This window comes from Tunturiibacter gelidiferens, assembly GCF_013410115.1.
GTDB lineage: Bacteria > Acidobacteriota > Terriglobia > Terriglobales > Acidobacteriaceae > Edaphobacter > Edaphobacter gelidiferens.
This window is the reverse complement of record NZ_JACCCV010000002.1, coordinates 370,953-396,459: the sequence shown is the minus strand read 5'-3', so window position 1 is coordinate 396,459 and position 25,507 is coordinate 370,953. Positions and strand designations below refer to the sequence as shown.

Here is a 25,507-nt window from a genome sequence, read left to right as displayed (position 1 = left end):
TCAACTCCCTAGTGAAGTCCCACATAATATCCCTGGCCCGTAATAATCTTCAAACCCGGACGATCAACCTTGATCCCAACCTCGCGATACTCCTTCGCCCGCAAATCAATCGGTTCGTCAAACGTAATCTCATACCTCGGAAACAGCTTCAATAACTCATCGCGACCACCAGATCGCAAAGCAGCCTCACGAATCACTCCATATCCCTCATTCGTTCTCTTGCGTCCAGTGACCATCACGAACGCTCTGATCGGACGAATCAAGTTGTCGTCGAATACCGTGAAGTCCTGCTGTTGAAGATCGGTGACCGGCCGTCCCGACCCATCCGCCACCACAACAACGAAACGAACGCCACCATTCGGCAATCGCTCCACAAACGAACTCTGCTGAGCGTAAGTAGGGGAGCAGTTGCAAATCAGCACAGCCGAGAGAAGGGAGAGAAAACAGACTCGCTTGTCCATCGATCAATCTCCGCGACAAGTATATCTCCGCTCACTATCCTGCTCCAGCGCGTTACCCTCGCGGAAACTCCCGCTCGATCCACCACCCAAACCCCAGCCCCAGCGCCACCCACAACACCGCCTGAATCTCCAGCGTCGCCACGCGAAACTTCCACATAAGGTTCACAGGAAACCCCGCCGGAACCTCATCCACCTCCGGCAAAAAGTGCGCCACCAAACTCACAACCACCACAAACAAACCAGCCGCCAGCAGGGAACCGTTCCACTCCCCAAACCGTCGCGCCAATCGCCCTCTCATCTGCAAAGAAAACACCATCGCAGCTATCGAAACTGCGATCAACAAAAAGTAAGCCCCCGTCCGCACCCCAATCGTATCCGCACTCCCCACCGCCGGAGGATTCGCCGGATACTTTAGATTCGGCACCAGCACAATCGCCACAAACCCAAGCCCAGCCAGCACCGCCGACAGCGCCCGCGGCTTCAGCTCCCCAAGCCGACCATACGCAAACGCAAACACCAGCCCAAACAGCCCACCCACCGCCGCACCATAGACAACAGTTCCCGTCAGCAGACCAGCAGTCTTCTGCACGCGACGACTCACCATCTCCGGCTCAGGAGCCTCGCCCTTAGCCTGATCCGCAGCGGTCTCAAACGCAATCGCGCGCTCCACCTGCGGCTCGCCGATCCATCGAGCAAACGCAAACACGAGCAGGCCCGCAACAACGCCTACCAGCATCCCGCGAAGGAGCAGAGTTCGAGTCATCAAGAGTTATCTACTTAGTGGCAGGGGAAGCCGAGAAGATGGCGTCCATCGTGCAAAAACTCATGCACCGCCGTCCCACGGAACATCGAGGTCGCACCCTGCTCCGCGCCGACAAAGTAAATCGCTAGCAACAACACCAGCCCGCCAAACACGGCATACGGCAAAATCTCACGCAGCGGAACAACAGGAATTGAAACCGGCTGAGAGACGGAACCAAAAACGGATTGAGCCATTTGTAACCTCCAGGGATCGTGCGTCCCACGCACTGCTCATTCGACGAGAGAAGGAAGGTCTGGCTCTCAACCCGAGACTACAGGTCAATCACAGTGGCGCGACCGCACCGGACTCTCACCGGCTTCTTCCACCCTCTTCAAAATCTATCTCAACCCTATGTCCCTCAATCTTCTATGTCAAGCTCCCGGACGATTTGGTGACAGCTCGGCGTAGGAAGCGAAAACCTCATGGATCACACCGCCAACGGGCTGAAGAAAAAGTGCTGCGATGCCCGATCATCCACGACGCTTTGTAACCTGATAGACATTCAGGCCCCAGAAGCCTACGCTTGTGTCTCCCCGGAAAGAGGCCGCACGATGGCCACGCCGCTCCTGTTCTACCCGCATCGGCACAATGAAAACGGTACCTACGACTCCATCTGCCTCAAGTGCTTTGCCACAGTGGCGACCACGCTAACCGAACCCGAACTCGCGTTCCACGACCGCAGACACATCTGCGATCCTCTCCTCCTCACAGAGCGGTATCTCTTCAACCCGCCACACTCCCAATGGCCTGCCACTCGCCAACCCATCGAGCCTCCCCACCAATCGAGCGACTAAGATGACCGTGAGAGGGTCTTCTTAGGCAGACTCCGCCGACTCTCGGGGAATCAGCGAACGTGCCAGCCCGCCTCACCCTCATCAGCCACGCCCCCACCGCCGCCACGCGCCTCTCTGCCTTCCCCGCAGACGAACCCCTCGAAGACTCCACCCTCGCCAATCTGACCACCCTCAACTGGCAACCACCCCGCGCCCATCAAATCCTCACCGCCCCCGAACTCCGCACCCAACAAACCGCCAAAGCCCTCAACCTCGCCGCGACCTCGGTCCCCGAACTCCGTGACCTCCACTACCGCAACTGGCAAGGCTGCACCCTCGCCGACCTCCACGCCGAAGACCCGCAAGCCATCGCCCAATGGCTCACCGACCCCACCTCCAGCCCGCACCAGGGCGAATCCATCACCAGCCTCGTCACCCGCATCGCAGCCTGGCTCGACACCGTCGCAACCGAAGGCACCCTCCACACCATCGCCATCACCCACCCCGCCGTCATCCGCGCCGCCATCCTCCACACCCTCAACGCCCCACCCCAATCCTTCTGGCGCATCGACATCGCCCCCCTCACCCTCACCGACCTCCGCCACAACGGCCGCACCTGGACCCTCCGCGCCACCGCAATCCCGCTCGCCCCGCACGATCCACCCCAGCCCGACCATCCGCCACAAACCAAAAAACCGCGCCAGACAAGCTAAAATAGAAGCATGAGCACCGCGACCCTCCCGACCGCACCAACCCACACCACCGGCTACACCGACGACCACGCCAAATCCGGCCTCGACGCCATCTTCCCCCCCATCGAGACCTGGCAGAACCAGTTCAAGGCCTACGAGATCCTCGTTGACGACCCCGAGTTCACCTCCGTCTGCCCCAAGACCGGCCTCCCCGACTTCGGCCGTCTCACCATCCGCTACATGCCCCGCCAGAGCTGCCTCGAGCTCAAATCCCTCAAGGAATACCTCTTCACCTACCGCAACCTCGGTATCTTCCAGGAAAACATCGTCAACCAGGTCCTTGACGACGTCGTCAAAGCCTGCGACCCCGTCTGGGCCGTCATCGTCGGCGACTTCCGCCCTCGCGGTGGCATCTCCACCGTCGTGACGGCCACCTATCCGCGCGAAGAGTCACGCCCGAAGTAACTCCTCAAAAAATAAATCTAAAACCTGGCGTATTTTTCACCCCCGAAAAAGCGCCAGCCAAAACACCACATCAGCCACGCAAATCACCACATCCTCACCATCAAACCACCACCACAAAACACTCAAAAATCGCAATACCCCCAAACAAAACCACCCTCCACCACGCCACAAAAAAAACACCTGAAAACCCACCTGCTATCCTTCCCCCTGAGACAAATTCCCAGCGGACAAGCGGACACCCAGATGGCCTCCACCACCAAACCCACCCGCGCCCCCTCCGTCGCCGGAGCCACCACCGCCCTCGTCCTCCTCACCGCCCTCAACTTCGTCAACTACATCGACCGCTACATCCTCCCCGGCGTGCAAGAACAAGTCAAAGCCGAGTTTCACCTCTCCGACGAACACATCGGCACCCTCACCTTCTGGTTCATGATCGCGTACATGTTCACCTCGCCCATCACCGGATGGCTAGGCGACCGCTTCCCCCGCAAGCCTATGATCGTCATCGCCGCCCTCTTTTGGGCCACGATCAACTTCCTCACCGCCACCGTTCACTCCTACGACTCGCTCAACCTCCGTCACGCCGCCCTCGGCGTAGGCGAAGCCAGCTTCGGCATCTTCGCCCCCTCCCTCCTCGCCGACTACTACGCCCCCGACCAGCGCAACCGCGTCCTCACCATCTTCAACGTAGCCATCCCCGTAGGCGCAGCCCTCGGCTATCTCGTCGGAGGCACAGTAGGCGAACACTACGGCTGGCGCATGTCCTTCATCGTCTCCGCCATCCCCGCCGCCCTCCTCGCCATCCTCATCGCCATCTTCATGAAAGAGCCCGCCCGAGGAGCCAGCGGAGACTCATCCGCCAACGAACACGGCAAAGCAAAGCTCGAAAAGGGAACCATCTTCTCCCTCATCAAGAACCCTGCCTACCTCTGCTCCATCCTCGGCTACGCAGCCGTCACCTTCTCCCTCGGGGGCATCTCCTGGTGGATGCCCTCGTTCCTCCAGCGTATCGACGGCCGCAGCCAATCCTCCGCCGCCTACATCATGGGAGCGATCACCGTAGTCGCCGGTCTCGGCGGCACCATAACCGGCGGCACCATCGCACAACGCTGGTCCCGCACCAACTCCAAAGCCCTCTACCTCGTCCCCGCCATCAGCGCCGCCATCGCCGTCCCACCCGCTCTCCTCTGCTTCTTCGGCCCCCACTCCCTCACCCTCTACGGCCTCGGAGCCGCCATCTTCCTCATCTTCCTCGGTACCGGGCCCGTCAACGCCGCCACCCTCAACGCCGTCCGCCCGGAGATCCGCGCCACCGCCATGGCCGGCCAGCTCTTCATCATCCACGCCCTCGGCGACGCCATCTCCCCCCGCATCATCGGCGCCGTCAGCGACCGCTCCACCCTCAATCTCGGACTCGGTTCCACCCTCATCACCCTGCTCCTCGCCGCCGTCATCTTCTCCATCGGTTCCCGCTACGCCCCACCCCTCCATCACGAAATCCCAACCGCCGCCTGACAACCTCTGCACATCGAGAGAACTAGAGCCAAGTAGCAGTTGGCGTGGAATCGGCCGTGCCCTTTTGGTTTGTCATTCCCGAAGGGAATCTGCGGTCGCCTTCCTCCACACCAACAAATCCGCTCTAAAAGTAGCGCTCCTTCGCCCGCCTCGTGATCACCCTAACCACCAACGCACTTCCATCACACCACCATTTCCAAGGCTGCCTCTTTGCTCGAAGCCCGAGAGGTGAGACCCTGAACTTACGTGCTCCTATCGCTCCATTCCATACTCACAGCGCTCTCATGGCTCATCGCCCTCGCCTGGCTCTGGAAGGCCGTCACCTCGGCCATCGGTCTACCCCGCATCCCGGACCTCACCGCGCCCGAACACAATCGAACCCCAGCCAACAATCCATCCATCACCGTCATCGTTCCCGCCTGCAACGAAGAAAAGAATATCGACGCATGCCTCAACTCTCTTCTTCAGCAGGACTGCACCAATCTCCACATCATCGCCGTCGACGACCGCTCCACCGACAACACCGGCTCCACCATCAACGCCCTCGCCGGGCAACATCCCAACAAACTCACCGCCCTCCGTATCACCGAACTCCCCCCAGGCTGGCTAGGCAAAACCCACGCCATGGCCTTCGCCGCACGCCACGCCATCTCCCTCCATCAGCCCGGCTATCTCCTCTTCACCGACGCCGACATCCTCTTCCACCCCAACGCCATCCGCCTCGCCCTCGCTCACACCGTCGCCACGCAAGCCGACCACTTCGTCCTGCTTCCTACCGCCATCGTGAAATCCGCAGGCGAAGGCATGCTCCTCAGCTACCTTCAGGTCATGGGACTCTGGGCAGTTCGTCTCTGGCGCGTCTCGGACCCAAAAGCCCTCCGCGACGCAGTCGGCGTCGGAGCCTTCAATCTTCTCCGTACCCCCGTCTATCAACAATTCGGTGGCTACGAGGCCCTCCGCATGGAGATCGTCGAAGACGTAGCCCTTGGCACCCGAATCAAACGCCAGCGCTTCCGTCAGCGCATCGCCAGCGGCCCGGGACTGGTCAGCGTTCACTGGGCCAGAGGCGTCTCCGGCATCCTCAACGGCATGACGAAGAACTTCTTCGCCATCTTCCGCTATAACCCCACCGTCGTCATTCTCTCGTGCCTCTGGATCACAGTCTTCTGCATAGCTCCCGTCTTCTTTCTCGCCCTCCCAAATACCCGCACCGCGGCGATCCTTACTCTCGCCTCCGTAGCACTTCTCTACGTTCTATCCAGTCGCAAGAGCAGAGTGTCCCCTTGGTACGCCGTCCTCTTTCCAGTCAGCGCCGCGCTCATCGTATCCACCATCCTCCGTTCCATGCTCACCACTCTCAAGCAAGGCGGCGTCACCTGGCGAGGCACCTTCTACCCCCTCTCCGAACTTCGCAAAAACACCAGTTCGCTCCGATGACTTGTCTCAGAGCGATTGAAAACGAGCTCGTTGTCGAGCTGCCGCCATCGTTGATCGAATCCAGCAGGTCGATGATTTGTCATGGATTGCGCTGAAAGATCAATGAAACTCTGGTGTATGCTGGCCTGCCATGGACACAAATGTCTTTGTGAGTGTAGGTTCCACCGGCACTGAAGCCCAGGAAAGCTTTGTTCGTGCCATTGAGGAACGAATTCGGGCCGAAGGAATGACGCCCCACACCGTCAATAGAAATACCTTTACCGCAGGGGCTCCCCTCGACGCCGTCGCTGAGCTGATGAAGACCTGTACAGGAGCGGTTGTCATTGCGCTTGAACGCACCTATTTCCCATCCGGAATCGAGAAGCGAGGAGGGACGCAGGAGCATCCGCTCTCCGAAACCAAACTCCCAACGCCATGGAATCAGATTGAAGCGGCGATGGCCTATGCCAAAGGACTGCCCCTCATGGTGATCGTCGAGAAGGGAATAAAGGAAGAAGGTCTGCTCGACCGTGGTTACAACTGGTATGTCCAGAGCGTTGTCCCGGCACCAGCGTCACTCAGTTCAAGTGAGTTCAATGGAGTGTTTTCGAGCTGGAGGACGAAGGTAAATCAGTATGCGCCGGTTCAGCCACTACTGCCAGGCGGGCACACCGGCGACGTAGCGGACTGGACGCTCGGCCAGCTCTTGACCAACCTGAAACCATCGCAACTATGGAGCATGCTGGCCGCTCTATTTGCGCTTATCGCAGCCGCCTTTACGCTCGGTACAAAGTTACACGGTCACTGAGCCAGTTGCAGTCAGCGCCAATCAGGACGCGTCGAGTTTCCCTGGAAGCAAGAACACAAGTGAACCTGTCAAGCCCATATCGAGGCTAACTGTATATAAATAAATAGCTTAGGCGTGGCGTATTAGTTATCCGCGATTCGTTATTCTTAATAAGAAGCACAAGAAAGCAGGCAGTCATCGAGCCTTTTAGCGTTGACTTCGACGAAGTGATCTAAGTGGTTTGGAGAGACAAATTTAGCTGCAACCCATTTGGAATGAGTGATTTGCAGTCTGTGGAAAACGCAAATTACTCAAAATGAGGGGTTTATACGAAGATACCCCCCAGGGGGTGGGCCCCTTCAAGCACCCCATAGAGACCAGCAGACCGGATGAGTGGGGAGTCTAAACCTCGACCAGCACCCGCCCATACCGTTTCTCGACATACTCATCAAGGATCACCTGAAACTCCTCAACGATCTGATCACCCTTCAACGTGGTGAACAGCTTGCCGTCCACATAAACCGGAGCCTTAGGCTCCTCAAACGTCCCTGGCAGTGAGATCCCGATGTTGGCATGCTTCGACTCACCCGGTCCGTTCACGATGCAGCCCATCACCGCCAGCTTCAACTCCTCGACCCCCGGATATTGCTTCTTCCACTCCGGCATGGAGGCCACAAGATAGCTCTGAATCCGCTCCGCCAGCTCCTGGAAGTAGGTCGAAGTAGTCCGGCCGCAACCTGGGCAACTCGTCACCTGCGGCATAAAGCTCCGAATCCCGAGCGACTGCAGAATCTGCTGTCCACAACGAACCTCCTCCGACCGGTCCCCGCCGGGGGTAGGAGTCAAACTCACACGGATCGTATCCCCGATCCCCGAAAGCAGCAAAGGAGCCAGACCCGCAGCCGAAGCCACCACGCCCTTCATCCCCATGCCCGCCTCCGTCAGCCCAAGATGCAGAGCATAGTCGCAACGCTTCGCCAACTCGGTATAAACGTCAATCAGATCTCGAACCCCCGACACCTTCGCCGACAAAATAATCTGATCCCGTCGCAATCCATACCGCTCCGCAGCCGCAGCATTATCGAGAGCCGACACCACCATCGCCTCCATCATCACGTCGCGAGCGGGCAGGGGATTGGTCGACTTCGAATTTTCGTCCATCATCTTCGTCAACAGCGCCTGATCGAGCGAACCCCAGTTCACACCAATCCGAACCGGCTTCTGATGCTCAACCGCAACCTCAACCATCGTCCGGAAGTTGTCATCGTCCTTCCGCCCGATCGACACATTGCCCGGATTGATCCTGTACTTCGCCAGCGCCTTCGCCGTCTCGGGATACTTCCGCAGCAGCAGGTGACCGTTGTAGTGAAAGTCGCCAATGATTGGAGTCGACCAGCCCTTCTTGGCCAACTCCTCGACGATCGCCGGCACAGCCTTCGCCGCCTCGTCGTTGTTGACCGTCACGCGCACCATCTCCGAGCCGGCGCGAGCCAGCGCCGCAATCTGCTGCACCGAACTCTCGACATCAGCCGTGTCTGTATTGGTCATCGACTGCACTACAACCGGAGAATCCGACCCAACTCGAACTCCACCAATGTTCACCGTTACCGCACGCCGACGCTGTATCTCAGGCATAAACTCTCCACCCTCAAGTTTACCACTGCAGCACCAACAACCTACGCGATACACTACCGAAACGTGGCCCGGTAGCTCAGTTGCATAGAGCAGCGCACTCCTAACGCGAAGGTCGCAGGTTGGACTCCTGCCCGGGCCACCACCAGCAAAAATATCTGAAGCTCGGTACCCGTCAGGACTCCTGCCCGGGCCACCACGCCACAAATGTCCGAATCGCGCTTCGCGTCAGGACTCCTGCCCGGGCCACCACCAGCAAAAAATATCTGAAGCTCGGTACCCGTCAGGACTCCTGCCCAAGCCACGACCGCCAAACGAACCTCAAACGCAAGCCTGACAAAGCGTTGACATCTGTTGCTTTACACGAATTCACGAGGTTGTTCGGAATATTTATCTGATCTATACTCGAACTGTTTCCGGTGGTTGCTTCCAAGGAGCAAACCAAAAGGGAATCCCGGTGAGAACCCGGAACTGCCCCGCAGCGGTAATCAGGAACGAAAGCTCCAAACAAAGCACTGGTCTGGTTGCGGACTGGGAAGCTGGAGCCATTAGGTAGCCTGTGAGTCCGAAAACCTGCCGAAAACAGTGCCTAAATTGGGCACAATGACACACGCTTCCGAGGGGAAGGTCGGGTGGCCGCAGCCTAATTCATGAGCTGCGTTTCCCGACGATTCTTGCGGCGGCGAGTCAAGAAAGAAAGTCGCATGATGAGAGTTGGAGAGAGTTTCTGCCCTGGAATTCTTCACGCCGTCCAGGCGAAAGACGGTCTGCTCACTCGGATAAGAGTGCCGGGAGGGATGATTACTCCAAGCCAACTCACCGCTGTCGCAGAACTTTCCGCTTCATTCGCGGATGGGAACGTCGACATCACTTCACGATCAAATATCCAACTGCGGGGGATTCAAACTAAGGATCTTAGCTCCTTAGTTCACGGTCTCGAACTCGCCGGCTTTATTCCATCGCCCCTACATGATCGAGTCCGAAATATAGTGGCAAGCCCCTTCGCCGGATTAGGCTTCGGCGAGATCTTGGATACTCAGGCGTTCGTTCGAGAATTAGATCGTCGTCTCGTCGCAGATCAGGTGATGGCCGGTCTACCTCCCAAGTTCAGTTTTGCCATAGATGGGGGAGGACCATGGTTTGGTCGCGACCGCGACGATCTCGCCATACGAGCGGTGAACGTCGACAACACGCCCCTGTTTCACCTCGCTATCGGAGGTACCCTGTCCGGCTTCGGCGTGAGAGTCGATAGGGCTGTGGATTGCATCCTCGAGTCTGCAAGGATGTGCGTCGAGATCTCAAAAGAACTTGAGATGCCTGCAAGGGGAAAGAGAATCGCGTCAGTACCAAGAGCGGTGAATCGATTGCTCGACGCGTTATCTGGTTTTCTCGTGACATGTCCCTTTCCCGACGGTTCAAGCGACGTTGGCGATATGCCGGTAGGAATCTCCCCATGCGAGCGAGTTGGTTTCGTAAACTTGGTTCCTTCGGTTCCTCTTGGACGACTAACGGCAGAACAGACGCTGTCTATAGCCTCAATCGCAAAGAGATGGGATGGGGATATTAGGTTGGCTCCATGGCGAGGTGTCGTTTTTGGATCTGTTCCTGAAAGTTCTATCAGTCAGATTACTGCGACGCTTGCGGCCGTTGGTCTATCGTCTGATGGTAAAGATGGATATCGGGGGGTCGCTGCTTGTGCGGGCAGTACCGGCTGTGATGCTTCTCTGGCTGATGTGAGACGCGATGCATCTTTGTTGGCGCGTCGACTAGCCGGCCGCTGCGCCCAACCAGGCTGGACGGTCAATATTTCAGGATGTGAAAAACAATGCGCGATGCGAAGTGGTGCGACCGCCGAACTGATAGCAAGTTCCTCAGGCTACAGTTTGCGGATCAATGGGCAATTTATTGCTTCAAACTGTTCGCTTGAATCTGCCATCGACAACGTGGCCGCATGTCAGGCAGAAATACCCATTGAGGTTTTTTCGTGAGGATGATTTATAAGAAAGACGCCCAGGATATCTATCGAGAATCCTTTGAGATTATCAGGGCTGAGTCCGACCTGTCCGCCTTTACACCAGACCTCGCTCGGGTGGTGGTAAGGATGATTCACGCATGCGGGATGACGGATCTGCCGCAATACGTCTCTGCCTCACCGACTGCGATTGAAGTTGGTGAGCAGGCGCTCCTCGCAGGAAAGCCCATATTTTGTGATGCAAATATGGTGGCAAATGGGATTACCCGATCCAGGCTTCCAAAAGACAATGAAGTGATCTGCACCCTGAGCGATCCAAAAACTGGTGAGATAGCGAGGAGATTTGACACGACTCGCAGTGCGGCAGCTGTGGAACTTTGGCGCGACAAGCTTGACGGTTCTATTGTCGTGATCGGAAATGCACCCACGGCTTTGTTCCACCTGCTCGAAATGCTCGAAGCAGGTGCACCGACTCCCGCTCTCATCATCGGCGTTCCTGTTGGCTTCGTCGGCGCTGCGGAGTCCAAGATGGCGCTAGAGGCTAACCCCCTGAATCTTCCTTATTTGACTATTCGAGGACGTCGCGGTGGAAGCGCCATCGCCGCGGCAGCTGTCAACGCTCTGGCAAGTGAGGAAGAATGATCGAGAGCACGATGCCAGGACAACTATTCGGTGTTGGACTAGGACCTGGCGATCCAGAGCTTATTACTCTCAAGGCTCTGCGCATCATCAGGCAAGCTCACGTTGTTGCTTATCCAACGGCCAAGCACGGCCAGAGTAACGCGCGTTGTATCGTGAGCTCAGAGTTGACGCACGAGCAGATTGAGTTGCCGATGATCTACCCGATCACAACGCAGACGACCGATCACCCAGGCGGGTATGAAGCAATCATCGCTCAGTTCTATGACGACATGGCTGAGCAAATTGCCGCTCATCTTCATGATGGTCGTGACGTGGCGGTTCTCTGTGAGGGCGATCCATTTTTCTATGGCTCTTTCATGTATCTTCACGACAGGCTAGCTCACCGTTTTTCTACCGAGGTGATTCCTGGAATCCCATCTGTGATGGCGGCTGCGGCAAGGCTCTCGACTCCTCTCGTTAGAAGGGATTCAGAGCTGACTATACTGCCTGCAACTCTTTCAGAAGATGCATTGGTCGCCCGGCTAAATCCTTGGAGCGCATTCGCGATAATGAAGTTAGGCCGCAACTTCACGAAGGTGAAAAACGCTTTGTCCAGAGCTGGGGTCCTAAGTAAGGCCCTCTATATTGAACGCGCAACGATGAGCCGGGAGCAGATAGTTCACCTCAGTGATGTAGATTCTGCTAATGTTCCCTACTTTTCGCTTATCCTCGTTCCTGATTCGCGGCCGGATCAAATCGACAAGTCTACGGCTCGTCCAGGTCAGATAACGGTGGTTGGGGTCGGACCTGGCTCAGCCGAGTGGATTACGCCGGAGGCGCAGCAGGTATTGGCTGAGGCAACCGATCTGGTAGGGTACCAACGATATCTGGACCGCGTTCCACTTCGATCCGGTCAACGTCGCTTCGGATCTGACAACAAGGTGGAGGCGGAGCGCGCGCAGCATGCTCTTTCCCTCGCCGCATCTGGCAGGCGCGTATGCGTCGTTTCGTCCGGCGATCCAGGAATCTTTGCAATGGCCACTGCCGTATTGGAGTCGGTCGATCAGGGGCCGGAGGCTTGGCGTTCTCTAGACATCCGCATCGTTCCTGGGATATCGGCTATGCAGGCGGCAGCAGCCAGAATTGGTGCTCCCCTCGGCCACGACTTTTGCGTTCTTTCGCTGTCCGATCGTTTGAAACCTTGGGAAGTTATTGTGAAGAGGCTGCACGCGGTGGCTTCCGCTGATTTCGCATTGGCGATTTACAACCCAATCTCTTCCGAGCGAAAGTGGCAGTTGGCAGAAGCACAAGCAATTCTCTCAGGATACAGAGCTCCCGAGACGCCGGTGGTATTCGCCCGCGCTGTCGGCAGGCCTGATGAGAAAATTGTGATTACAGACCTCGCGCGATTCGACCCGGACCTGGCTGATATGCAGACGCTCATCCTCGTAGGCTCCTCTACCACTCGCAACCTTGCGCTGTCGAATCACCGGGAGATGATCTACACTCCGCGAACCTATGGAGTTTGACCAATCATGCTGCTAACTCAACTTGGAACTGCGAGATCTGATGTTAGGGAGAACTGGTTATCGATCGTCGGGATCGGCGAAGATGGTTGGGATGGCCTCAGCCCAGCAGCGAAACAAGCTGTAGAGTCTGCGGAGTTTCTTTATGGCGGAGTTCGCCATCTTGCCCGTGTTACGTCGGTTCGTGCGATGCAGGTGGCGTGGCCATCTCCTATGGCCTCTGCGGTGCACGAGATCCTGACACACCATCGAAGGCGGAGTAAAGTAGCGGTTTTAGCCAGTGGCGATCCTATGCTGTTTGGGGTTGGTGTGACGCTCACGCGCGAGTTGGATCCCGCCGAGTTTCTCGTTATACCGCACGTCTCTGCGTTCTCCCTTGCCTGCGCCCGCCTCGGCTGGCCAATTTCTGAGACGGTTCTGGTATCGTTGGTCAATCGCCCGATCGAGCAAATACACAGGTACCTCCATCCAGGTCAGCGGTTGATACTTTTCTCTGAAGATGGCAATACTCCCGCGGCTGTCGCGCAACTTCTAACCAACGGTGGGTACGGATCAAGTCAGTTTACCGTCTTCGAATATCTGGGCGGCTCTGCAGAGAGACGTCGGGACGACCGAGCAGACGCGTGGTCCGTAGAACAGTGCGGTGATTTGAATCTGATTGCGGTCGTTTGTGTTGCGGATCCTGACACGAGAGCTTTGCCGATTGTTCCGGGACTCTCCGACGATTTCTATGTGACAGATGGGCAACTGACAAAGCGTGAAGTTCGTGCCGCTACGCTTGCACGTCTCGCTCCATTGCCAGGGGAACAGTTATGGGATGTGGGTGCCGGCACCGGAACGGTTGGTATCGAATGGATGCGCTCTCACCCTTCATGCTCGTGCATTGCCTTTGAAGAACGCGAAGATAGGGCCGCTACAATCTTGACCAATGCGAAGAGGCTTGGTGTGCCAGCCCTAAAAGTAATTAGGGGAAGTGCGCCGGCAACTTTCGGCGATTTACAATCACCAGACGCGATCTTTATCGGAGGCGGCCTCCGCGGGGACGGATTATTCCAGGCTTGCTGGGACAAACTCTCCAAGGGCGGTCGAATCGTTGCGAACGCGGTAACCGTCGAAAGCGAGACGGCGGTAGGGGTCTGGCAAAGACGGTTCGGCGGAGACCTTGTGCGAATCCTCGTAGCTCGAGCTGAGCCAGTCGGCGGCGTGCTTGGATGGCGACATCTGATGCCGATTACGCAATGGTCGGTGGTGAAATCATGAATAAGACTTGTTCGATTGGGATTGGCTGCTCCTCTCATGCGACGGCCTCAGATGTGATTCAGCTTATTCAAGAGTGTGTAAGTGAGATCGCTCCCTACAGCATCCTAGCAACGTTGGATCGTTGCTCAAGTATCGGGGAGGATGTCGCCGCCACTCTCAAACTGCGGCTCATGCTGTTTCCAGCGGCTGTTCTGGCGCAGGTTCGCGGAATAAAAAGCCAATCGCCACTGGCTGCATCAAAAGTTGGGACCGCCAGTGTCGCGGAGGCCTCGGCGTTGGCTTCTCTGGGACCCATGGGTCGTCTTATTTTGCCGCGCCAAACGGGACGTTTCTGCACGTGCGCGGTGGCGATTCTGCCATGACAGTTCATTTCATTGGAGCAGGACCTGGCGCGCCCGACCTACTTACGTTGCGGGGAAGAGACCTGATTCGTCGTTCCCCGGTGTGTCTGTATGCGGGCTCTCTAGTGCCGAAAGAGATACTCGCACATGCCCCACCTGACGCTCTTATCGTCGACTCGGCAGAGATGAATCTAGATGAGATCATCGCGGAGATATCCTCAGCTCATGAGAAGGGACTCGACGTCGCTCGAATTCACTCAGGCGATCTTTCAATCTGGAGCACGATGGCGGAACAGATCCGTCGTCTCACTGCTCTCGGAATTCCTTACGACGTCACTCCCGGCGTTCCGTCATTCGCCGCCGCTGCCGCTGCGCTCAATCAAGAACTGACGCTTCCTGCGGTAGCCCAAACCTTGATTCTGACAAGGACCTCAACTCGGTCTACTGCAATGCCAAACGGTGAAGATCTCGTAACTCTTGGTCGATCAGGCGCAACAATGGCGATTCACCTCTCCATCATGAACCTTGATATAGTGACGTCTCAGCTGTCACCGCTCTACGGTGCAGACTGCCCGGTAGTTGTCGTGTTCCGTGCAAGCTGGCCGGACGAGATGATTTTGCGAGGGACGCTAGGCACTATCCAGAAAATTGTTGCCAAATCGGGAGTAGATAAAAACGCTCTGATCTTGGTTGGACGATCTCTTAGCCACCCCGATTTTTGTGAGAGCTATCTCTACTCTGTTTCCAGAGAACGTGATGCGAAGACCCAGGACGGGACTGGATCTGTGCCCGCGGACGCAGATTATCATTTGCGGTCCGAAAGGTAGGATGTGGAACTTGGCCGACCTTAATCCAACATCGGGCGAAATAGAAAGCGCGCTCGATAGATCTCAAAGCCTGTTGCCGCGGATACTTATCCTTGGTGGAACCGGAGAGGGAATTGAGCTTGCTACGCGTCTCGCAAATAGAAAGGACCTGAGGGCTATCTCGTCCCTGGCCGGACGCGTGAGGGAGCCTAAGCGTCCTGAAGGCGTCGTCAGAGTTGGAGGATTTGGCGGTGTTGATGGTCTCGCCTCTTACCTGGCGAAAGAGAACATCAGGATGGTCGTTGATGCTACCCATCCTTTTGCCGTCCAGATCAGCCGCAACGCAGAGCTTGCGTGTGCAAGGTTAGGATTGCCACTAATCGGTTTCATCCGACCGCCGTGGGTACAGACTAAAGCAGATCTTTGGCATGAAGTAGCCGATTTTAGGGAAGCGGCCACTCTTGTGGATCTTCAGAAAGGACGCGTCTTTCTGTCGATCGGAAGACAAGAGCTAGGTTCGTTCACTGTTTGTCATAGCACTTGGTTTCTAATTCGCGCTATCGAAGAACCGACCGGACCACTGCCCGATCTTCATGAAATTCTTTTGCGACGCGGGCCATTCAATCTTGATGACGAGTTGCAGTTATTGCGGGACCATTCAATCGATCGCGTAATTTCCAAAAATAGTGGCGGCTCGGCAACATATACCAAAATTGAAGCTGCACAACTTCTTGGAATTCCGGTAGTCATGGTGAAGCGGCCTGTCAAACATGCCATTGTAACTGTCGAGACACTTGAAGAAGTAATCTTGGAAATTAATCGCTTGGTTCGGTCGAATTGACACATCATGACGTCTTCCGAGCTTAAGCGCTGTTGTCGATGGCTGGTCGAACTGTTTCTTCGATCACACCTTGCCGATCAATAAAGGAATGTCAATATGAGGAAGCTATACATCATCGGAATCGGCGCGGGTAATCCGGAACACGTTACAATCCAGGCGATCAAGGCAATGAACCAGGTTGATGTGTTCTTTGTTACCAGCAAGGGGGAAGCGAAGAACGATCTCATGCAGTTTCGAAAAGACATATGCGAACGATACATCGACGAACCATCTTATAGGACCATCGAAATCGTCGATTTGGAACGCGATCCGTCCATAACTTCTTACACCTCACGAGTCGAAGCATGGCACAAGCAGCGGGCGCTAACATACGAAGCGCTGCTCAAAAATGAGTTGCAAGAGGATGAGTGCGGCGCTTTTCTCATATGGGGAGATCCGTCACTTTACGACAGCACACTTCGAGTAGTTGATCAGATTATTAGCCGAGGTCAAGTTCATTTCGATTACGAGGTAATCCCTGGGATTACAAGTATTCAAGCTCTGGCAGCACGCCACAAGATAAGTCTGAATGGTATAGGGGAGTCGATTTGTATTACGACGGGTCGTCAGCTATCAGCTGGTTTGGTCTCCGACACTGAGAACGTTGTTGTGATGCTGGACGGAGAGTGCTCGTTCAAGAACGTGCTCAACCAGGAGGTGGAGATCTACTGGGGAGCGTACATCGGTAGCGATAAGGAGATCCTCTTATCTGGAAGAGTTACCGAGAAGGCGGAGAGTATCGAGATGGCTCGAAGCGCGGCACGAGAGAAGAATGGGTGGGTGATGGACACCTATCTACTTCGGAACCCTTCGGCACGACGACCTTGAGTGCACAGCCTTTACGATGGGTATGGATTCCGGTCTTCGAACTTCAGTAAGGTAATTCTAAGAACAAGGTGATTTATTTTCAAAATCAAGGTCGTCCCGCTGAAGCGCGGCGATCACGCGCACGCGCAACCGAGATGACCATAGTGCGATAGTGGTAGGAGACTCGGGTGACAGCCCACATTACGACTTCTCTGGAAGCGCTGCTTGCTGCCCGAGTTCCGCACGTGGCTGTCTTACTCAACCGTTGACTTTTTTCCCCAGTCGAAACGTCTCCCCAGAATTCCCTTTACGATTAGGTGGTCGGTTCCGGCAGTAGAGCCTACGCCGACGCCGAAGTTGATCTCCCACTTGGGAGAGACGTTCAGGTCGGTCACGGCAAAGATTTGCTGCTGTTGATAATGCAGGGCATCGAAGGCTCCAATGCGTCCGTAATCGGCATAATATTCGAGGCCGCCACTGATCTGACGAGTGAAGTCGTAACCGACTTTGACGGCGGGCGAGAAGGCGAGTCCCTGCCTTACGTCAGGTCCGTGCCATGTACGCTCAAGCGCCGGGTTGAAGGCAAGATACCAGCGCCCTAAGGTTTTATCAATGATAGGGCGGATCTCCCAGGTCCAGGTGTCCGGCGAATAGACGGCTCTCTGATAGCCAACCTCGGTCGAAAGACTGAGTCCTACCGGGAGATGCCAGCTATCCGGCGCCCTCACTCGCGGCCGGATATGATCTCCTACCCATTGGACTCCGTGTCCATCCTGCTCGCTAGTGAAGACATAGAAACCGATCTCCGACCAGTTGGTAATTCCTTCTGTCAACTCAAGCGTCTCGTGTTCCTGGTGGTTGGTTGGGTACACACCGTCGATCGTCTTGGTTTGGCCTGACGCGGTGTAGTTCGAATGCAACTCCACCATCAGGTTCTTCGAGGGGACCGTGTCCGCACCGTACACTTGAATCTCGTAGTTCCCCTGAGCGTGTGCAACCCTTTCACTTGAGAACAAGAAAACAGCTAGGATTAACAGAACGCCGCAAGAGTAAAAAGTTGTCTGAACGACTTGCAAAGACAAAGAGCTACGCATACCGAAATACCATCATGAAACCTCGGTCCATATGATCCTGTTGGTGACAATGAAAAAGTGTCCTTCCCGGATTGTCCGCGACAAACTCGACCTCAGCTGTGCTCCTCGCTGGGACAAGCAAAACATCCTTCCTCAAGCCGTTCATCTCGGAGGCTCCGCCGAGCTTGCGCACCTCGAAGGTGTGGCGGTGCAGATGCATTGGATGATCATCTGCACTCAAATTCCTCAGCACAAGTCGATAGCGTTGCCCCGTTTTAAGGATTGGCTCGTCGGTATTCGGAAATGACTTCCCATTGATCCTCCAAAGTTCCTCGTTACCGTGTCCCTGGAACTTTGAGTCAAAGTCCAGAGCGATGCGAACGACCTCGTCTCCGCTCTGGTTGGTATTTCCCAAAGCTGAGAATTGGCGATAGTCCCAGATGAGAGCGTCCGGCTGTTTCCAGACTGGCTCACCAGCAGCCGTCGCGTACTCGATCACAATTCCCATGCCGGCTTCCTGAACATGTTTTCGTACTTCTCCAAGCACCCAAACGCCTGGCGCATTCATCTCGACCACAGCGCTTACCCTTTCGGCGGGCGCGAGACGCAACATTGAGACGTTCTGCGGCCTTGGTACGGAATTGCCATCGAGCGAAATCACATGGAAGCTATGCCCCGGCAGCGCAATCCAGTGAACCTCCGTTGGACTCGAGTTGAGAACGTGTATCAGAACACGTTCGCCCTGCTTGACACGCACCGGATCGCCGGCTCCCAGCATCTTCCCATTGATGGTTGAGACATCGTAGACCGGATTCATGTAGCCGTCATCGCCTCCAGCAAAATGGCCGCCCCAATCATGGAGTCCGATAAAGACCTCACGGTCGTAGTTTCCCGCATGCTCGCGCGACTCGATCATGAGAAAGCCGTGCTGACCTCCATACTGCGCTTTGCCTAGGTTCTTACCTGCGAAGGTATGAGTGTGGAACCAACGAAATCCGGGCGGATCGGGCTTGAAGGCGTATCGGACCGTGGCTCCTGGAGCGATCATCGGAGTACCTTCTTCCATCGCTCCATCAATCTGCGACGGAAGAAACAGACCGTGCCAGTGGAGCACTTCGGGATCGGCAGTGAGGTTGCGCACCTCCACTGTTTGTTCCTGCCCTTGGCGCATGCGTAGAAGCGGGCCGGGAACCTGACCGTTGTAAGCGATCGTGCGGAAGTGGTGTTTAGGCGAGGCCTCGAGCATGTACGGAGCGATCTCAATCGTTATGTCCGGAGCGGCCGCTGCCGCGGCAGCGCCCAGAAGCATGGACCCCGCGGCCATGCCTGAAAGCTGTGTGAAGCGTCTGCGAGTCAGCATCGTTGAATATCCTTGTTGGGTCATGACGTCAGTCTCTAGGAGAAGGCGGCGCAAGTAGACGCGGTCTGAACAGGGGGCAAGCCTGTGTGGTCGTTAGATAGGATGTTCAATCCAAGAGTTCGTATTCTTAGCGTAGCCTGTTTCCAGTTTGAAAGTTGTTCGACAAGCGTCAGATTGACGTCAACTTCTTTGGCAACCTTGAGGATGAAGAGGTTGGAGTCCTTTAATCCCCATTTGACGTAAGACGATGAAGTGAGTTTTGGCAGTGCCCCTGGCCTTCTTGATGCCATGCTGCCAAACGACGGACAACGACTCCATCGGAAATTGTTTACCGCCTATCTCCGTCGTATTGGAGACAGACCATTGGGTGGGATACTGGGTCGGATTCGTCCACGCGGCATCGCAACAGAACTCTGCTCAGGTGTTCAGTGATGCAGCCACCATCTACAAGGTGGATGCAGACGCGATTAATCTCAAGGTGAAAGAGTAATTCGGGGTGAGACAGAAATCATTAGCCCGTCAAGAAGCCTATTGCGAAAGTCGGAAAGAAAGTGCAAGCCGCCCGGACAATCAGTCCTCTTCGAGACTTCTGCCAACGAGCGGTTCCTCTCTTTGCTCCGACACGGGCTGTCGCGGAGTAGTCACTGTCGAAACCGGATACAACACGGAACCACTTCAAGATGACCTTGGGCTATTGTGTGTACAGGTTTCCGATACGCTCAGTAATATGGGAGTCGAACCGCCGGAAGTCTTTCCGCCAGAGCTAGACCGCTATTTCAACGGTGTTGACGATGAATCCGACGCTCCTGACCCGCTTTGGGAGTTGCTTGAGACGAACCCGTATTCAGCCGCCATTCACGACATCTTCGAATCGCTGAATGACGTGTGGGGTTCTACGTCGCGTACGTCGCACACGCGATCGATGATGACGATTCATTTCTATTCGATACAACAAGTAATATTGAAGCGTGCTTGATGGATCTTGCCGCCTGCAAGATCCAGGTCGATGAAAAATTTGCACCCAAGTTCAGAACGTTCAAATACCGGGTAATGAAGGACTACCAGAAATGGTTAACCGCCGTCAAAGATGCAGCTTTCCGCACCGGAACTCCGCTCAGAGCCGAGTTGCTGGACATGGTAAGTGACACGCATGGGGAACTTGGGCACACGGCAGAAGCCGAGTTTAGGGTTTAATGCGAGTCGACTACATCCTGATATATACATGAATGAACTTCTCGTTGGCATGAGAATCATTCATCAGGTCCTGCCAGCCATCATAAAAAAACTCGACATTAACGACTTTGAACTGGACGAATAGAGCTTACACATCAACATGAACCCATACCTAGCCTATGCGGATACGGCGGACGACGAGACCACATCTACCGCGGATGAGTAACGCGGCCTCGCCAATTTGCGTCAACCACAATACTGGCAAAAAGCGAACGAGGATGCCATTGCTGCGAGCCGACGTGGAGCGCGATGTAGGGGGTCTCGTTTCTCCACTAAGGCCGACCAACTTTGTGCCTATCTATTAGACAGTTTTTAATAAGCACAGTAAAAAGTTCGAGCTGCACTGACACCCAATGGTTGCGAGTATCGATCTGAACTTGCAATGCAAGTATTTGATTATATTGGCACGTACTGCAACCTCAGCACTTGCGATCTCGTAACTTATTGATTCTAAAATGGAAGGTTGGTTGCGCGGGCAATGCCCGAACTTGCTGATACTCCCATTCTCTGTGGGCCTAGCGAGGAGCGTAGCATAATCAATCCTTGCGACGATGACGATGTAGGTATCTGTGTCAAAGAGACTTCTGAGTCTTTGGCTCCCGCTGCTTTTCCTTGAATCGCTGGCGTCGCTATGAAAGGAATATGCGCTATGTTTTAATAGCGAGTGAGCTAATTAAGACATGCCCAAAGACGAAAAACCCGCCAACCGCAGCCACTATGTGACTTCCACCCTCTCTGGTGAGAGGGTCCGGGCCTTTGTTCCTCCACCTCTACCACCCAGTCCGAAGGCGCTCGATGTCGCCTCGCTTCAGACCATCCTCTCCGAAGCGAACCAGGCCGTCGGTCGGCTGGACGGCATGACCTCCGCTCTCCCTGACCTCAAGCTCTTTCTTTACTCCTACGTTCGCAAGGAGGCTGTGCTCTCCTCTCAGATCGAAGGGACGCAATCCTCTCTTTCAGACCTTTTGCTCTATGAGAACGCGGAGACGCCCGGCGTCCCACTGGACGACGTGCAGGAAGTTTCGAACTATGTGGCGGCCCTGAATCACGGCATCAAGCGGATGCGAGATGGCTTTCCTCTCTCCCTCCGCCTCATACGGGAAATCCACGAAGTCCTCCTGTCTAAGGGGCGTGGCAGCCAGGCCCAGCCGGGACAGTTCAGGAAAAGCCAGAACTGGATCGGGGGCAGCCGGCCCGGTAATGCAGCGTATGTACCGCCGCCGCCAGAATATGTGCTGGACTGTATGGGGCAGCTCGAAACCTTCATCCATCAAGAGGGTTCATCCCTTCCTCTGCTGATAAGGGCCGGCCTTGTCCATGCACAGTTCGAATCCATCCATCCTTTTCTCGACGGCAACGGCAGGGTTGGAAGGTTGCTCATCACCTTTATGCTCTGCGCTGAAGAGGTATTGCGAGAGCCTGTCCTTTACCTCAGCCTTTTCTTTAAGAAGCATCGCCGCCTGTACTACGACCGCCTCAACGGAACCCGAGGAAGTGAAGGGTGGACGGAATGGCTCGACTTTTTCCTGCAGGGAGTGCGGGATACGGCGAACCAAGCGGTGCGGACGGCTGACAGCATCGACAAACTCTTCCGTAAGGACAAGGAAAAGATCGAGTTGTTTGGGCGGGGCGCTGCTTCTGCTCTCTTGATCTATAGATATGCTCAGGCTAACCCGCTTTTCTCGATCAAGAACGCTGCCGGCCAGATGAACGTTAGCTTTCCGACCGCTTCCTCCGCGGTGGCCCGTATGGTCCAAGCTGGCATCCTGCGGGAGTCCAGCGGCAAACGAAGAGATCGTCTCTTTCTTTATGAGAGCTATCTGGACATCCTCAATCGAGAATTCTGATACATCGAGGATCTCGTAACCGGGTACTTCAGAACGAATTTCCAGTTTCCAAATTGGAAATCTATTAGCGCAATATGCGACATAATGTACGCGATATGCGAAGGTTTCCGCTCTCGCGGCCTTCTCAGCCCGACCCGGCAATCCACATCATAGGCAAGGGCATCTGTCGCTGTCGCGACATAGGTGCTCGCCAATCCCCCCCATGCTTCCGCGTTGGCGAGCTGCAATTCAATTGCTCGTTCAAAATGATTGAGCGCGCGATACAAATGGGGCATGGTTTCCGCAGCAAGCTGCCGGAAACCCAGCCTGATTTCTTTCTGGATTGGCGACGACGGATTTTCGGCGAAGACTGCTCGATACTGCCCTTTGGGTATCGTGATCACGACGGAATCATCAGCACCGGCACCAGCATTGTAATTGTCGAGTTTCTTGCGCAGACGCAGCACACCGATGCGCGCGTCATCCCGGCTTGCATCGAGCTGGCTGGGAGCAAACCCGTAAAAGTCCATCAGCAGCGCGTTTTGGGTCAAGGGTTTTTCATCAAGTGTGGCCTCCACGATATGTCTTAAGAGTTGGCCCGTCTTCTCGGCGGCAGGATATTTACCGCCCGCGAAAAACTCACTCTTCAGAATACGGTTGAGTTCCAGTTCCACTTGGGCACGCGATATGGCCACATGAGTCTCCGCCCGTTGATGTAACCCTCTGTAACCCCTCTAGCATAACCTTCCGCAACGTCACGGCCCCCGTTTCGCGAGGCTACCTTGCGGATATGACGACTCAGCTCATCACCCTCGCCGCACTCGCCTACATGCTGGCAGTCCCAGGACAGGCCCAGCAAGCCTCCACCACACCGTCAACCCAAATGCAGCAACAACCCTGCAGCACCGCTTCAACTCCGGGCAAGCCTGCCACCAAGACCCCCGGTGCGTTGACTGGCCCGAATAGCAAGGTCGGGAAAATCTTTGGCAAATACAGTCCGGTAGATCCCGGCTCCATTTTCAACTCCAAACCGAAACCTGCAGCACCCTGCCCGCCTGCTGCACCAATCACTCAGGTTGCTCCGGCCACGCATCTTCCCGCTGGGGTGATGACGACGTGGCTGTGCAATCCCATTGTCACTTCGACTGACGCCACCCATAAGAGCAGCACCGTTGGCAAGCAGTTCTTCTGTGCTTTTGCCCGCGCCGGGTGCGGCGGCTTATGCCACGCTGTCAAGTCCACCGACGCAGAAACCTTCATCGCATGGGCACGTGAATCCGGGCGTGGGCAGGACGTGATCGTGTTCAACGAAGCCTCCGGCCTGCGGTTCGATCCGCTGGCCTACGAGTGGACGCGTTCCGGCTCACGAGGCGGCGGTGATGTCGAGTCGATCATTTCTTATTTTTCGACACTGCTTACGCTGAGCCACCCGCAGTCGGGCGGCAGCGGCGAGCGTTTCTGGGAGCTGGCAGCGGAACAGGCAATGCGTCACGCGATCAAGCTCATCCAGCTTGCGGGCGAGCCCCTCTCCATCGTCAATGTCCACCGGGCTATCAGCTCGTTTCCCGATCATCTCGGCCAGCAGGACGAGCAAGGCTGGGAGACGAACTCCTATACGGCCACGCTCATCAACGGCATTCGCGCACGTAAAGACTCTTTAACTGAAACCCAGTGGCAGGATCTCGAAACCGCGTCGGAGTTCGTTTTTTACCGTTGGGCTGACTTGGACCCTCGCCCCAGATCGTCGATCTCCATGACTGTCGCTGGCATGGCGGATAAGTTCCTGTTCCATCCGCTGCGCCACATCTTCGCATCAGGCGCGTACGACTTCACACCCGAACAGATTACACACGAACGCAAAATCGTGATCATCGACTATCCGGTTCTGGAGTACGGCAAGGAAACGGCACGGCTGATTAACGTGATGATTCAGCTCACCTGCCAAAGGGCGTGGCTCCGGCACCAGTACAAGCCCAGTTGCTGCAACGGAGCCTTCCTTTACATGGATGAGTTCCAGCTCCTGATGCACCGCTTCCAGAACCATTTCGTGCAGGTATCGAGATCAAGTGGTGTCTGTGTCATCGCACTAACGCAGACCCTACTCAATCTCGCGGAAGAACTTGGCGAATCGCATCTAGGCGCGAAGACCAAGGCGTTTCTCGCGAATCTTGGCATCAAGATCGCGCTGCGCAGCACCTGCCCCGACACCTGTAACTACTACAGCGACGTGATCGGCAAAACCTACAAGTACATGGACAACTACAGCGCCGGTGCGAGCGGCGACAGCGGCCAGGGCCACACCAATTTTGGTGGTTCACGCCAGCTTGTCTATCAGGTCGAGCCCTACGAATTTAGCTCACTGAGCCGTCCGGACGGCCAGAATCCCTTCGCCGAAGCGATTGTGTTTTGCGGCGGCGACCACTTCAACGCAACACGAACCGAGAAGAGCCCGCAGGGCCGCAATCATCTGCGGGTCCACTTCTCACGCGACTAGGAGGCGTCATGTTTGGAGCATCGGAAGAAATGCGCATCGAGCACCTTCAGAACAACGCAATGGAACTGGTCCATACGCTGTGCAGCATTATTGCGCAGCCGGTAGAGGTGGCCCTTCGCCCTGCTTATGGCACGAGATATTACGCGGTGCCCGTCACGTTTTTCAGCGCGGCCATGATGTTGATCCTTCCCGGCATCATCATGCTGTTCAGCAACTTCATGCACATGATCCCGCTTCTGAATATCCCTCCCACACCGGGGATGTTCGGACTTGGAGATTATGCGAAAGTCTACTTCCTGATCATGGCCGTGCATGGCGTGCGCTTATGGCGGCGGATGATCCACATGGAGAACGAAATTCATTCGGAATATGAAGGGCCTGCACTGCCTTTCTTCCAGATATTGCCGAAAGGAAAATCGTTCGGTTTCGTCCGAATCGTTTTGGAGCCGCTGCTGGTCCTGATTGTGAGTATCGTCCTCAAGGACCTGTTCATCGCGCAGCCTGACCTCGCCTTGTATCTCAAGCTGGCAGCTTTGGCACTCGCGGTAAAGGGGTTCATCGCGTGGTTTAGATCTTGGGAATTTATGCGGATCACCATCGACACCCGCAATGCGGCCCCCGTCCTTGCAAAGCTGATGGACGACCAGGCGACCGAAGCGGAGCTGGAGCCTCTCCACCTCGCCTCTCTCCCGAAGAATATCGACCCCGAGATTCGCAAAGCCACGATTGCGCATATCGCGCGCAATTACATGCAGGAATAACAAC

26 protein-coding genes, 1 tRNA gene and 1 riboswitch are annotated in these 25,507 nt (G+C 55.8%); of the genes, 20 read left to right on the top strand and 7 right to left on the bottom strand.

The window, feature by feature from the left end; all coding sequences use genetic code 11:
- Positions 1–8: 8 nt before the first annotated feature.
- The 3 genes from HDF12_RS13775 to HDF12_RS13765 are packed head-to-tail and all read right to left on the bottom strand — an operon-like array spanning position 9 to position 1,457.
- The gene (locus HDF12_RS13775) at positions 9–461 is read right to left on the bottom strand and encodes a vWA domain-containing protein (protein WP_179584261.1); all 453 of its coding nucleotides are present in this window, start codon (positions 459–461) and stop codon (positions 9–11) included.
- Between the two features lie 52 nt (positions 462–513).
- Positions 514–1,224: a CbtA family protein gene (locus HDF12_RS13770; RefSeq protein ID WP_179584260.1), complete on the bottom strand. Its 711-nt coding sequence runs from the start codon at positions 1,222–1,224 to the stop codon at positions 514–516.
- Between the two features lie 14 nt (positions 1,225–1,238).
- Entirely contained in the window at positions 1,239–1,457 is a 219-nt protein-coding gene (locus HDF12_RS13765; RefSeq protein WP_179584258.1) for a CbtB domain-containing protein, read from the bottom strand.
- Positions 1,458–1,814: 357 nt separating this feature from the next.
- Between HDF12_RS13765 and HDF12_RS13760 the strand changes: the two genes are divergently transcribed.
- From HDF12_RS13760 to HDF12_RS13735, 6 genes are all read left to right on the top strand, one after another.
- Entirely contained in the window at positions 1,815–2,057 is a 243-nt protein-coding gene (locus HDF12_RS13760; RefSeq protein ID WP_179584256.1) for a hypothetical protein, read from the top strand.
- A 59-nt stretch (positions 2,058–2,116) separates the two neighbouring features.
- On the top strand, positions 2,117–2,749 hold the full coding sequence (locus HDF12_RS13755) for a histidine phosphatase family protein (RefSeq protein ID WP_179584254.1): 633 nt from the start codon (positions 2,117–2,119) through the stop codon (positions 2,747–2,749).
- 9 nt (positions 2,750–2,758) lie between these two features.
- Positions 2,759–3,193: a preQ(1) synthase gene (gene queF, locus HDF12_RS13750; RefSeq protein ID WP_179584252.1), complete on the top strand. Its 435-nt coding sequence runs from the start codon at positions 2,759–2,761 to the stop codon at positions 3,191–3,193.
- 243 nt (positions 3,194–3,436) lie between these two features.
- A complete protein-coding gene (locus HDF12_RS13745) occupies positions 3,437–4,708 on the top strand; it encodes a spinster family MFS transporter (RefSeq protein WP_179584250.1) in 1,272 nt (423 codons plus the stop codon).
- Positions 4,709–4,954: 246 nt separating this feature from the next.
- The gene (locus tag HDF12_RS13740; RefSeq protein ID WP_179584249.1) at positions 4,955–6,145 is read left to right on the top strand and encodes a glycosyltransferase family 2 protein; all 1,191 of its coding nucleotides are present in this window, start codon (positions 4,955–4,957) and stop codon (positions 6,143–6,145) included.
- A gap of 130 nt (positions 6,146–6,275) precedes the next feature.
- Complete coding sequence (locus HDF12_RS13735) at positions 6,276–6,932, top strand: hypothetical protein (protein WP_179584248.1); 657 nt, start codon at positions 6,276–6,278, stop codon at positions 6,930–6,932.
- Between the two features lie 381 nt (positions 6,933–7,313).
- Here the strand turns inward: HDF12_RS13735 and ispG are convergent, their stop codons facing one another.
- Positions 7,314–8,546 carry a flavodoxin-dependent (E)-4-hydroxy-3-methylbut-2-enyl-diphosphate synthase gene (gene ispG / locus HDF12_RS13730; RefSeq protein ID WP_179584247.1) on the bottom strand — a complete coding sequence of 411 codons (1,233 nt, stop codon included), beginning with the start codon at positions 8,544–8,546 and terminating at the stop codon, positions 7,314–7,316.
- A 65-nt stretch (positions 8,547–8,611) separates the two neighbouring features.
- Here ispG and HDF12_RS13725 point away from each other — a divergent pair.
- The 9 genes from HDF12_RS13725 (at position 8,612) to cobF (ending at position 16,777) form a co-directional block, all read left to right on the top strand.
- Positions 8,612–8,688 (top strand) — tRNA-Arg (locus tag HDF12_RS13725).
- A gap of 255 nt (positions 8,689–8,943) precedes the next feature.
- A riboswitch (cobalamin riboswitch) is annotated at positions 8,944–9,138 on the top strand.
- Positions 9,139–9,193: 55 nt separating this feature from the next.
- The gene (gene cobG, locus HDF12_RS13720) at positions 9,194–10,531 is read left to right on the top strand and encodes a precorrin-3B synthase (RefSeq protein ID WP_306458024.1); all 1,338 of its coding nucleotides are present in this window, start codon (positions 9,194–9,196) and stop codon (positions 10,529–10,531) included.
- Between the two features lie 2 nt (positions 10,532–10,533).
- Positions 10,534–11,157, top strand: a complete 624-nt coding sequence (locus HDF12_RS13715) for a precorrin-8X methylmutase (protein ID WP_179584245.1) — start codon at positions 10,534–10,536, stop codon at positions 11,155–11,157.
- Positions 11,158–11,168: 11 nt separating this feature from the next.
- On the top strand, positions 11,169–12,665 hold the full coding sequence (locus tag HDF12_RS13710) for a precorrin-2 C(20)-methyltransferase (protein ID WP_257025663.1): 1,497 nt from the start codon (positions 11,169–11,171) through the stop codon (positions 12,663–12,665).
- A 6-nt stretch (positions 12,666–12,671) separates the two neighbouring features.
- Positions 12,672–13,922: a precorrin-6y C5,15-methyltransferase (decarboxylating) subunit CbiE gene (gene cbiE / locus HDF12_RS13705; RefSeq protein WP_179584241.1), complete on the top strand. Its 1,251-nt coding sequence runs from the start codon at positions 12,672–12,674 to the stop codon at positions 13,920–13,922.
- On the top strand, positions 13,919–14,284 hold the full coding sequence (locus HDF12_RS13700; protein ID WP_179584239.1) for a cobalamin biosynthesis protein: 366 nt from the start codon (positions 13,919–13,921) through the stop codon (positions 14,282–14,284). The genes cbiE and HDF12_RS13700 overlap by 4 nt, the downstream gene beginning before the upstream one ends.
- Entirely contained in the window at positions 14,281–15,090 is an 810-nt protein-coding gene (cobM, locus tag HDF12_RS13695) for a precorrin-4 C(11)-methyltransferase (RefSeq protein ID WP_179584237.1), read from the top strand. The genes HDF12_RS13700 and cobM overlap by 4 nt, the downstream gene beginning before the upstream one ends.
- Before the next feature lie 10 nt (positions 15,091–15,100).
- A complete protein-coding gene (locus tag HDF12_RS13690) occupies positions 15,101–15,910 on the top strand; it encodes a cobalt-precorrin-6A reductase (protein ID WP_257025662.1) in 810 nt (269 codons plus the stop codon).
- Positions 15,911–16,006: 96 nt separating this feature from the next.
- A complete protein-coding gene (cobF, locus tag HDF12_RS13685) occupies positions 16,007–16,777 on the top strand; it encodes a precorrin-6A synthase (deacetylating) (protein WP_179584233.1) in 771 nt (256 codons plus the stop codon).
- A 233-nt stretch (positions 16,778–17,010) separates the two neighbouring features.
- Here the strand turns inward: cobF and HDF12_RS13680 are convergent, their stop codons facing one another.
- Both HDF12_RS13680 and HDF12_RS13675 read right to left on the bottom strand, forming a co-directional pair.
- Positions 17,011–17,721 (bottom strand): hypothetical protein, encoded by a 711-nt coding sequence (locus tag HDF12_RS13680; RefSeq protein WP_373563929.1) that lies wholly within the window; start codon positions 17,719–17,721, stop codon positions 17,011–17,013.
- Positions 17,722–17,842: 121 nt separating this feature from the next.
- The gene (locus tag HDF12_RS13675; protein ID WP_257025661.1) at positions 17,843–19,189 is read right to left on the bottom strand and encodes a multicopper oxidase family protein; all 1,347 of its coding nucleotides are present in this window, start codon (positions 19,187–19,189) and stop codon (positions 17,843–17,845) included.
- 367 nt (positions 19,190–19,556) lie between these two features.
- On the opposite strand from HDF12_RS13675, the gene HDF12_RS22380 reads away from it, so the two are divergent.
- The 3 genes from HDF12_RS22380 to HDF12_RS13665 all read left to right on the top strand — a co-directional run bounded on the left by HDF12_RS22380 (position 19,557) and on the right by HDF12_RS13665 (position 22,269).
- Complete coding sequence (locus HDF12_RS22380; protein ID WP_257025660.1) at positions 19,557–19,679, top strand: hypothetical protein; 123 nt, start codon at positions 19,557–19,559, stop codon at positions 19,677–19,679.
- Between the two features lie 485 nt (positions 19,680–20,164).
- Positions 20,165–20,383 carry a hypothetical protein gene (locus HDF12_RS22020; RefSeq protein ID WP_218892459.1) on the top strand — a complete coding sequence of 73 codons (219 nt, stop codon included), beginning with the start codon at positions 20,165–20,167 and terminating at the stop codon, positions 20,381–20,383.
- 719 nt (positions 20,384–21,102) lie between these two features.
- Positions 21,103–22,269 carry a Fic family protein gene (locus HDF12_RS13665; protein ID WP_179584228.1) on the top strand — a complete coding sequence of 389 codons (1,167 nt, stop codon included), beginning with the start codon at positions 21,103–21,105 and terminating at the stop codon, positions 22,267–22,269.
- Here the strand turns inward: HDF12_RS13665 and HDF12_RS13660 are convergent.
- Positions 22,239–22,943, bottom strand: a complete 705-nt coding sequence (locus tag HDF12_RS13660; RefSeq protein WP_179584226.1) for a hypothetical protein — start codon at positions 22,941–22,943, stop codon at positions 22,239–22,241. The two genes, HDF12_RS13665 and HDF12_RS13660, sit on opposite strands and share 31 nt — an antisense overlap.
- Positions 22,944–23,038: 95 nt before the next feature.
- On the opposite strand from HDF12_RS13660, the gene HDF12_RS13655 reads away from it, so the two are divergent.
- Both HDF12_RS13655 and HDF12_RS13650 read left to right on the top strand, forming a co-directional pair.
- Positions 23,039–24,742 (top strand): type IV secretory system conjugative DNA transfer family protein, encoded by a 1,704-nt coding sequence (locus HDF12_RS13655; protein WP_179584224.1) that lies wholly within the window; start codon positions 23,039–23,041, stop codon positions 24,740–24,742.
- An 8-nt stretch (positions 24,743–24,750) separates the two neighbouring features.
- A complete protein-coding gene (locus HDF12_RS13650; protein ID WP_179584222.1) occupies positions 24,751–25,503 on the top strand; it encodes a hypothetical protein in 753 nt (250 codons plus the stop codon).
- Positions 25,504–25,507: the final 4 nt, after the last annotated feature.

What these genes read in the sequence shown, in the direction of transcription:
- HDF12_RS13665 (WP_179584228.1), top strand. Translation starts at nt 21,103, where the DNA reads ATGCCCAAAGACGAAAAACCCGCCAACCGCAGCCACTATGTGACTTCC.
- HDF12_RS13650 (WP_179584222.1), top strand. Translation starts at nt 24,751, where the DNA reads ATGTTTGGAGCATCGGAAGAAATGCGCATCGAGCACCTTCAGAACAAC.
- cobG (WP_306458024.1), top strand. Translation starts at nt 9,194, where the DNA reads ATGAGCTGCGTTTCCCGACGATTCTTGCGGCGGCGAGTCAAGAAAGAA.
- HDF12_RS13770 (WP_179584260.1), bottom strand. Translation starts at nt 1,224, where the DNA reads ATGACTCGAACTCTGCTCCTTCGCGGGATGCTGGTAGGCGTTGTTGCG.
- HDF12_RS13715 (WP_179584245.1), top strand. Translation starts at nt 10,534, where the DNA reads ATGATTTATAAGAAAGACGCCCAGGATATCTATCGAGAATCCTTTGAG.
- HDF12_RS13765 (WP_179584258.1), bottom strand. Translation starts at nt 1,457, where the DNA reads ATGGCTCAATCCGTTTTTGGTTCCGTCTCTCAGCCGGTTTCAATTCCT.
- HDF12_RS13775 (WP_179584261.1), bottom strand. Translation starts at nt 461, where the DNA reads ATGGACAAGCGAGTCTGTTTTCTCTCCCTTCTCTCGGCTGTGCTGATT.
- HDF12_RS13735 (WP_179584248.1), top strand. Translation starts at nt 6,276, where the DNA reads ATGGACACAAATGTCTTTGTGAGTGTAGGTTCCACCGGCACTGAAGCC.
- HDF12_RS13710 (WP_257025663.1), top strand. Translation starts at nt 11,169, where the DNA reads ATGCCAGGACAACTATTCGGTGTTGGACTAGGACCTGGCGATCCAGAG.
- HDF12_RS13760 (WP_179584256.1), top strand. Translation starts at nt 1,815, where the DNA reads ATGGCCACGCCGCTCCTGTTCTACCCGCATCGGCACAATGAAAACGGT.
- HDF12_RS22020 (WP_218892459.1), top strand. Translation starts at nt 20,165, where the DNA reads ATGGATCTTGCCGCCTGCAAGATCCAGGTCGATGAAAAATTTGCACCC.
- cobM (WP_179584237.1), top strand. Translation starts at nt 14,281, where the DNA reads ATGACAGTTCATTTCATTGGAGCAGGACCTGGCGCGCCCGACCTACTT.
- HDF12_RS13700 (WP_179584239.1), top strand. Translation starts at nt 13,919, where the DNA reads ATGAATAAGACTTGTTCGATTGGGATTGGCTGCTCCTCTCATGCGACG.
- HDF12_RS13745 (WP_179584250.1), top strand. Translation starts at nt 3,437, where the DNA reads ATGGCCTCCACCACCAAACCCACCCGCGCCCCCTCCGTCGCCGGAGCC.
- queF (WP_179584252.1), top strand. Translation starts at nt 2,759, where the DNA reads ATGAGCACCGCGACCCTCCCGACCGCACCAACCCACACCACCGGCTAC.
- cbiE (WP_179584241.1), top strand. Translation starts at nt 12,672, where the DNA reads ATGCTGCTAACTCAACTTGGAACTGCGAGATCTGATGTTAGGGAGAAC.
- ispG (WP_179584247.1), bottom strand. Translation starts at nt 8,546, where the DNA reads ATGCCTGAGATACAGCGTCGGCGTGCGGTAACGGTGAACATTGGTGGA.
- HDF12_RS13675 (WP_257025661.1), bottom strand. Translation starts at nt 19,189, where the DNA reads ATGCTGACTCGCAGACGCTTCACACAGCTTTCAGGCATGGCCGCGGGG.
- cobF (WP_179584233.1), top strand. Translation starts at nt 16,007, where the DNA reads ATGAGGAAGCTATACATCATCGGAATCGGCGCGGGTAATCCGGAACAC.
- HDF12_RS13655 (WP_179584224.1), top strand. Translation starts at nt 23,039, where the DNA reads ATGACGACTCAGCTCATCACCCTCGCCGCACTCGCCTACATGCTGGCA.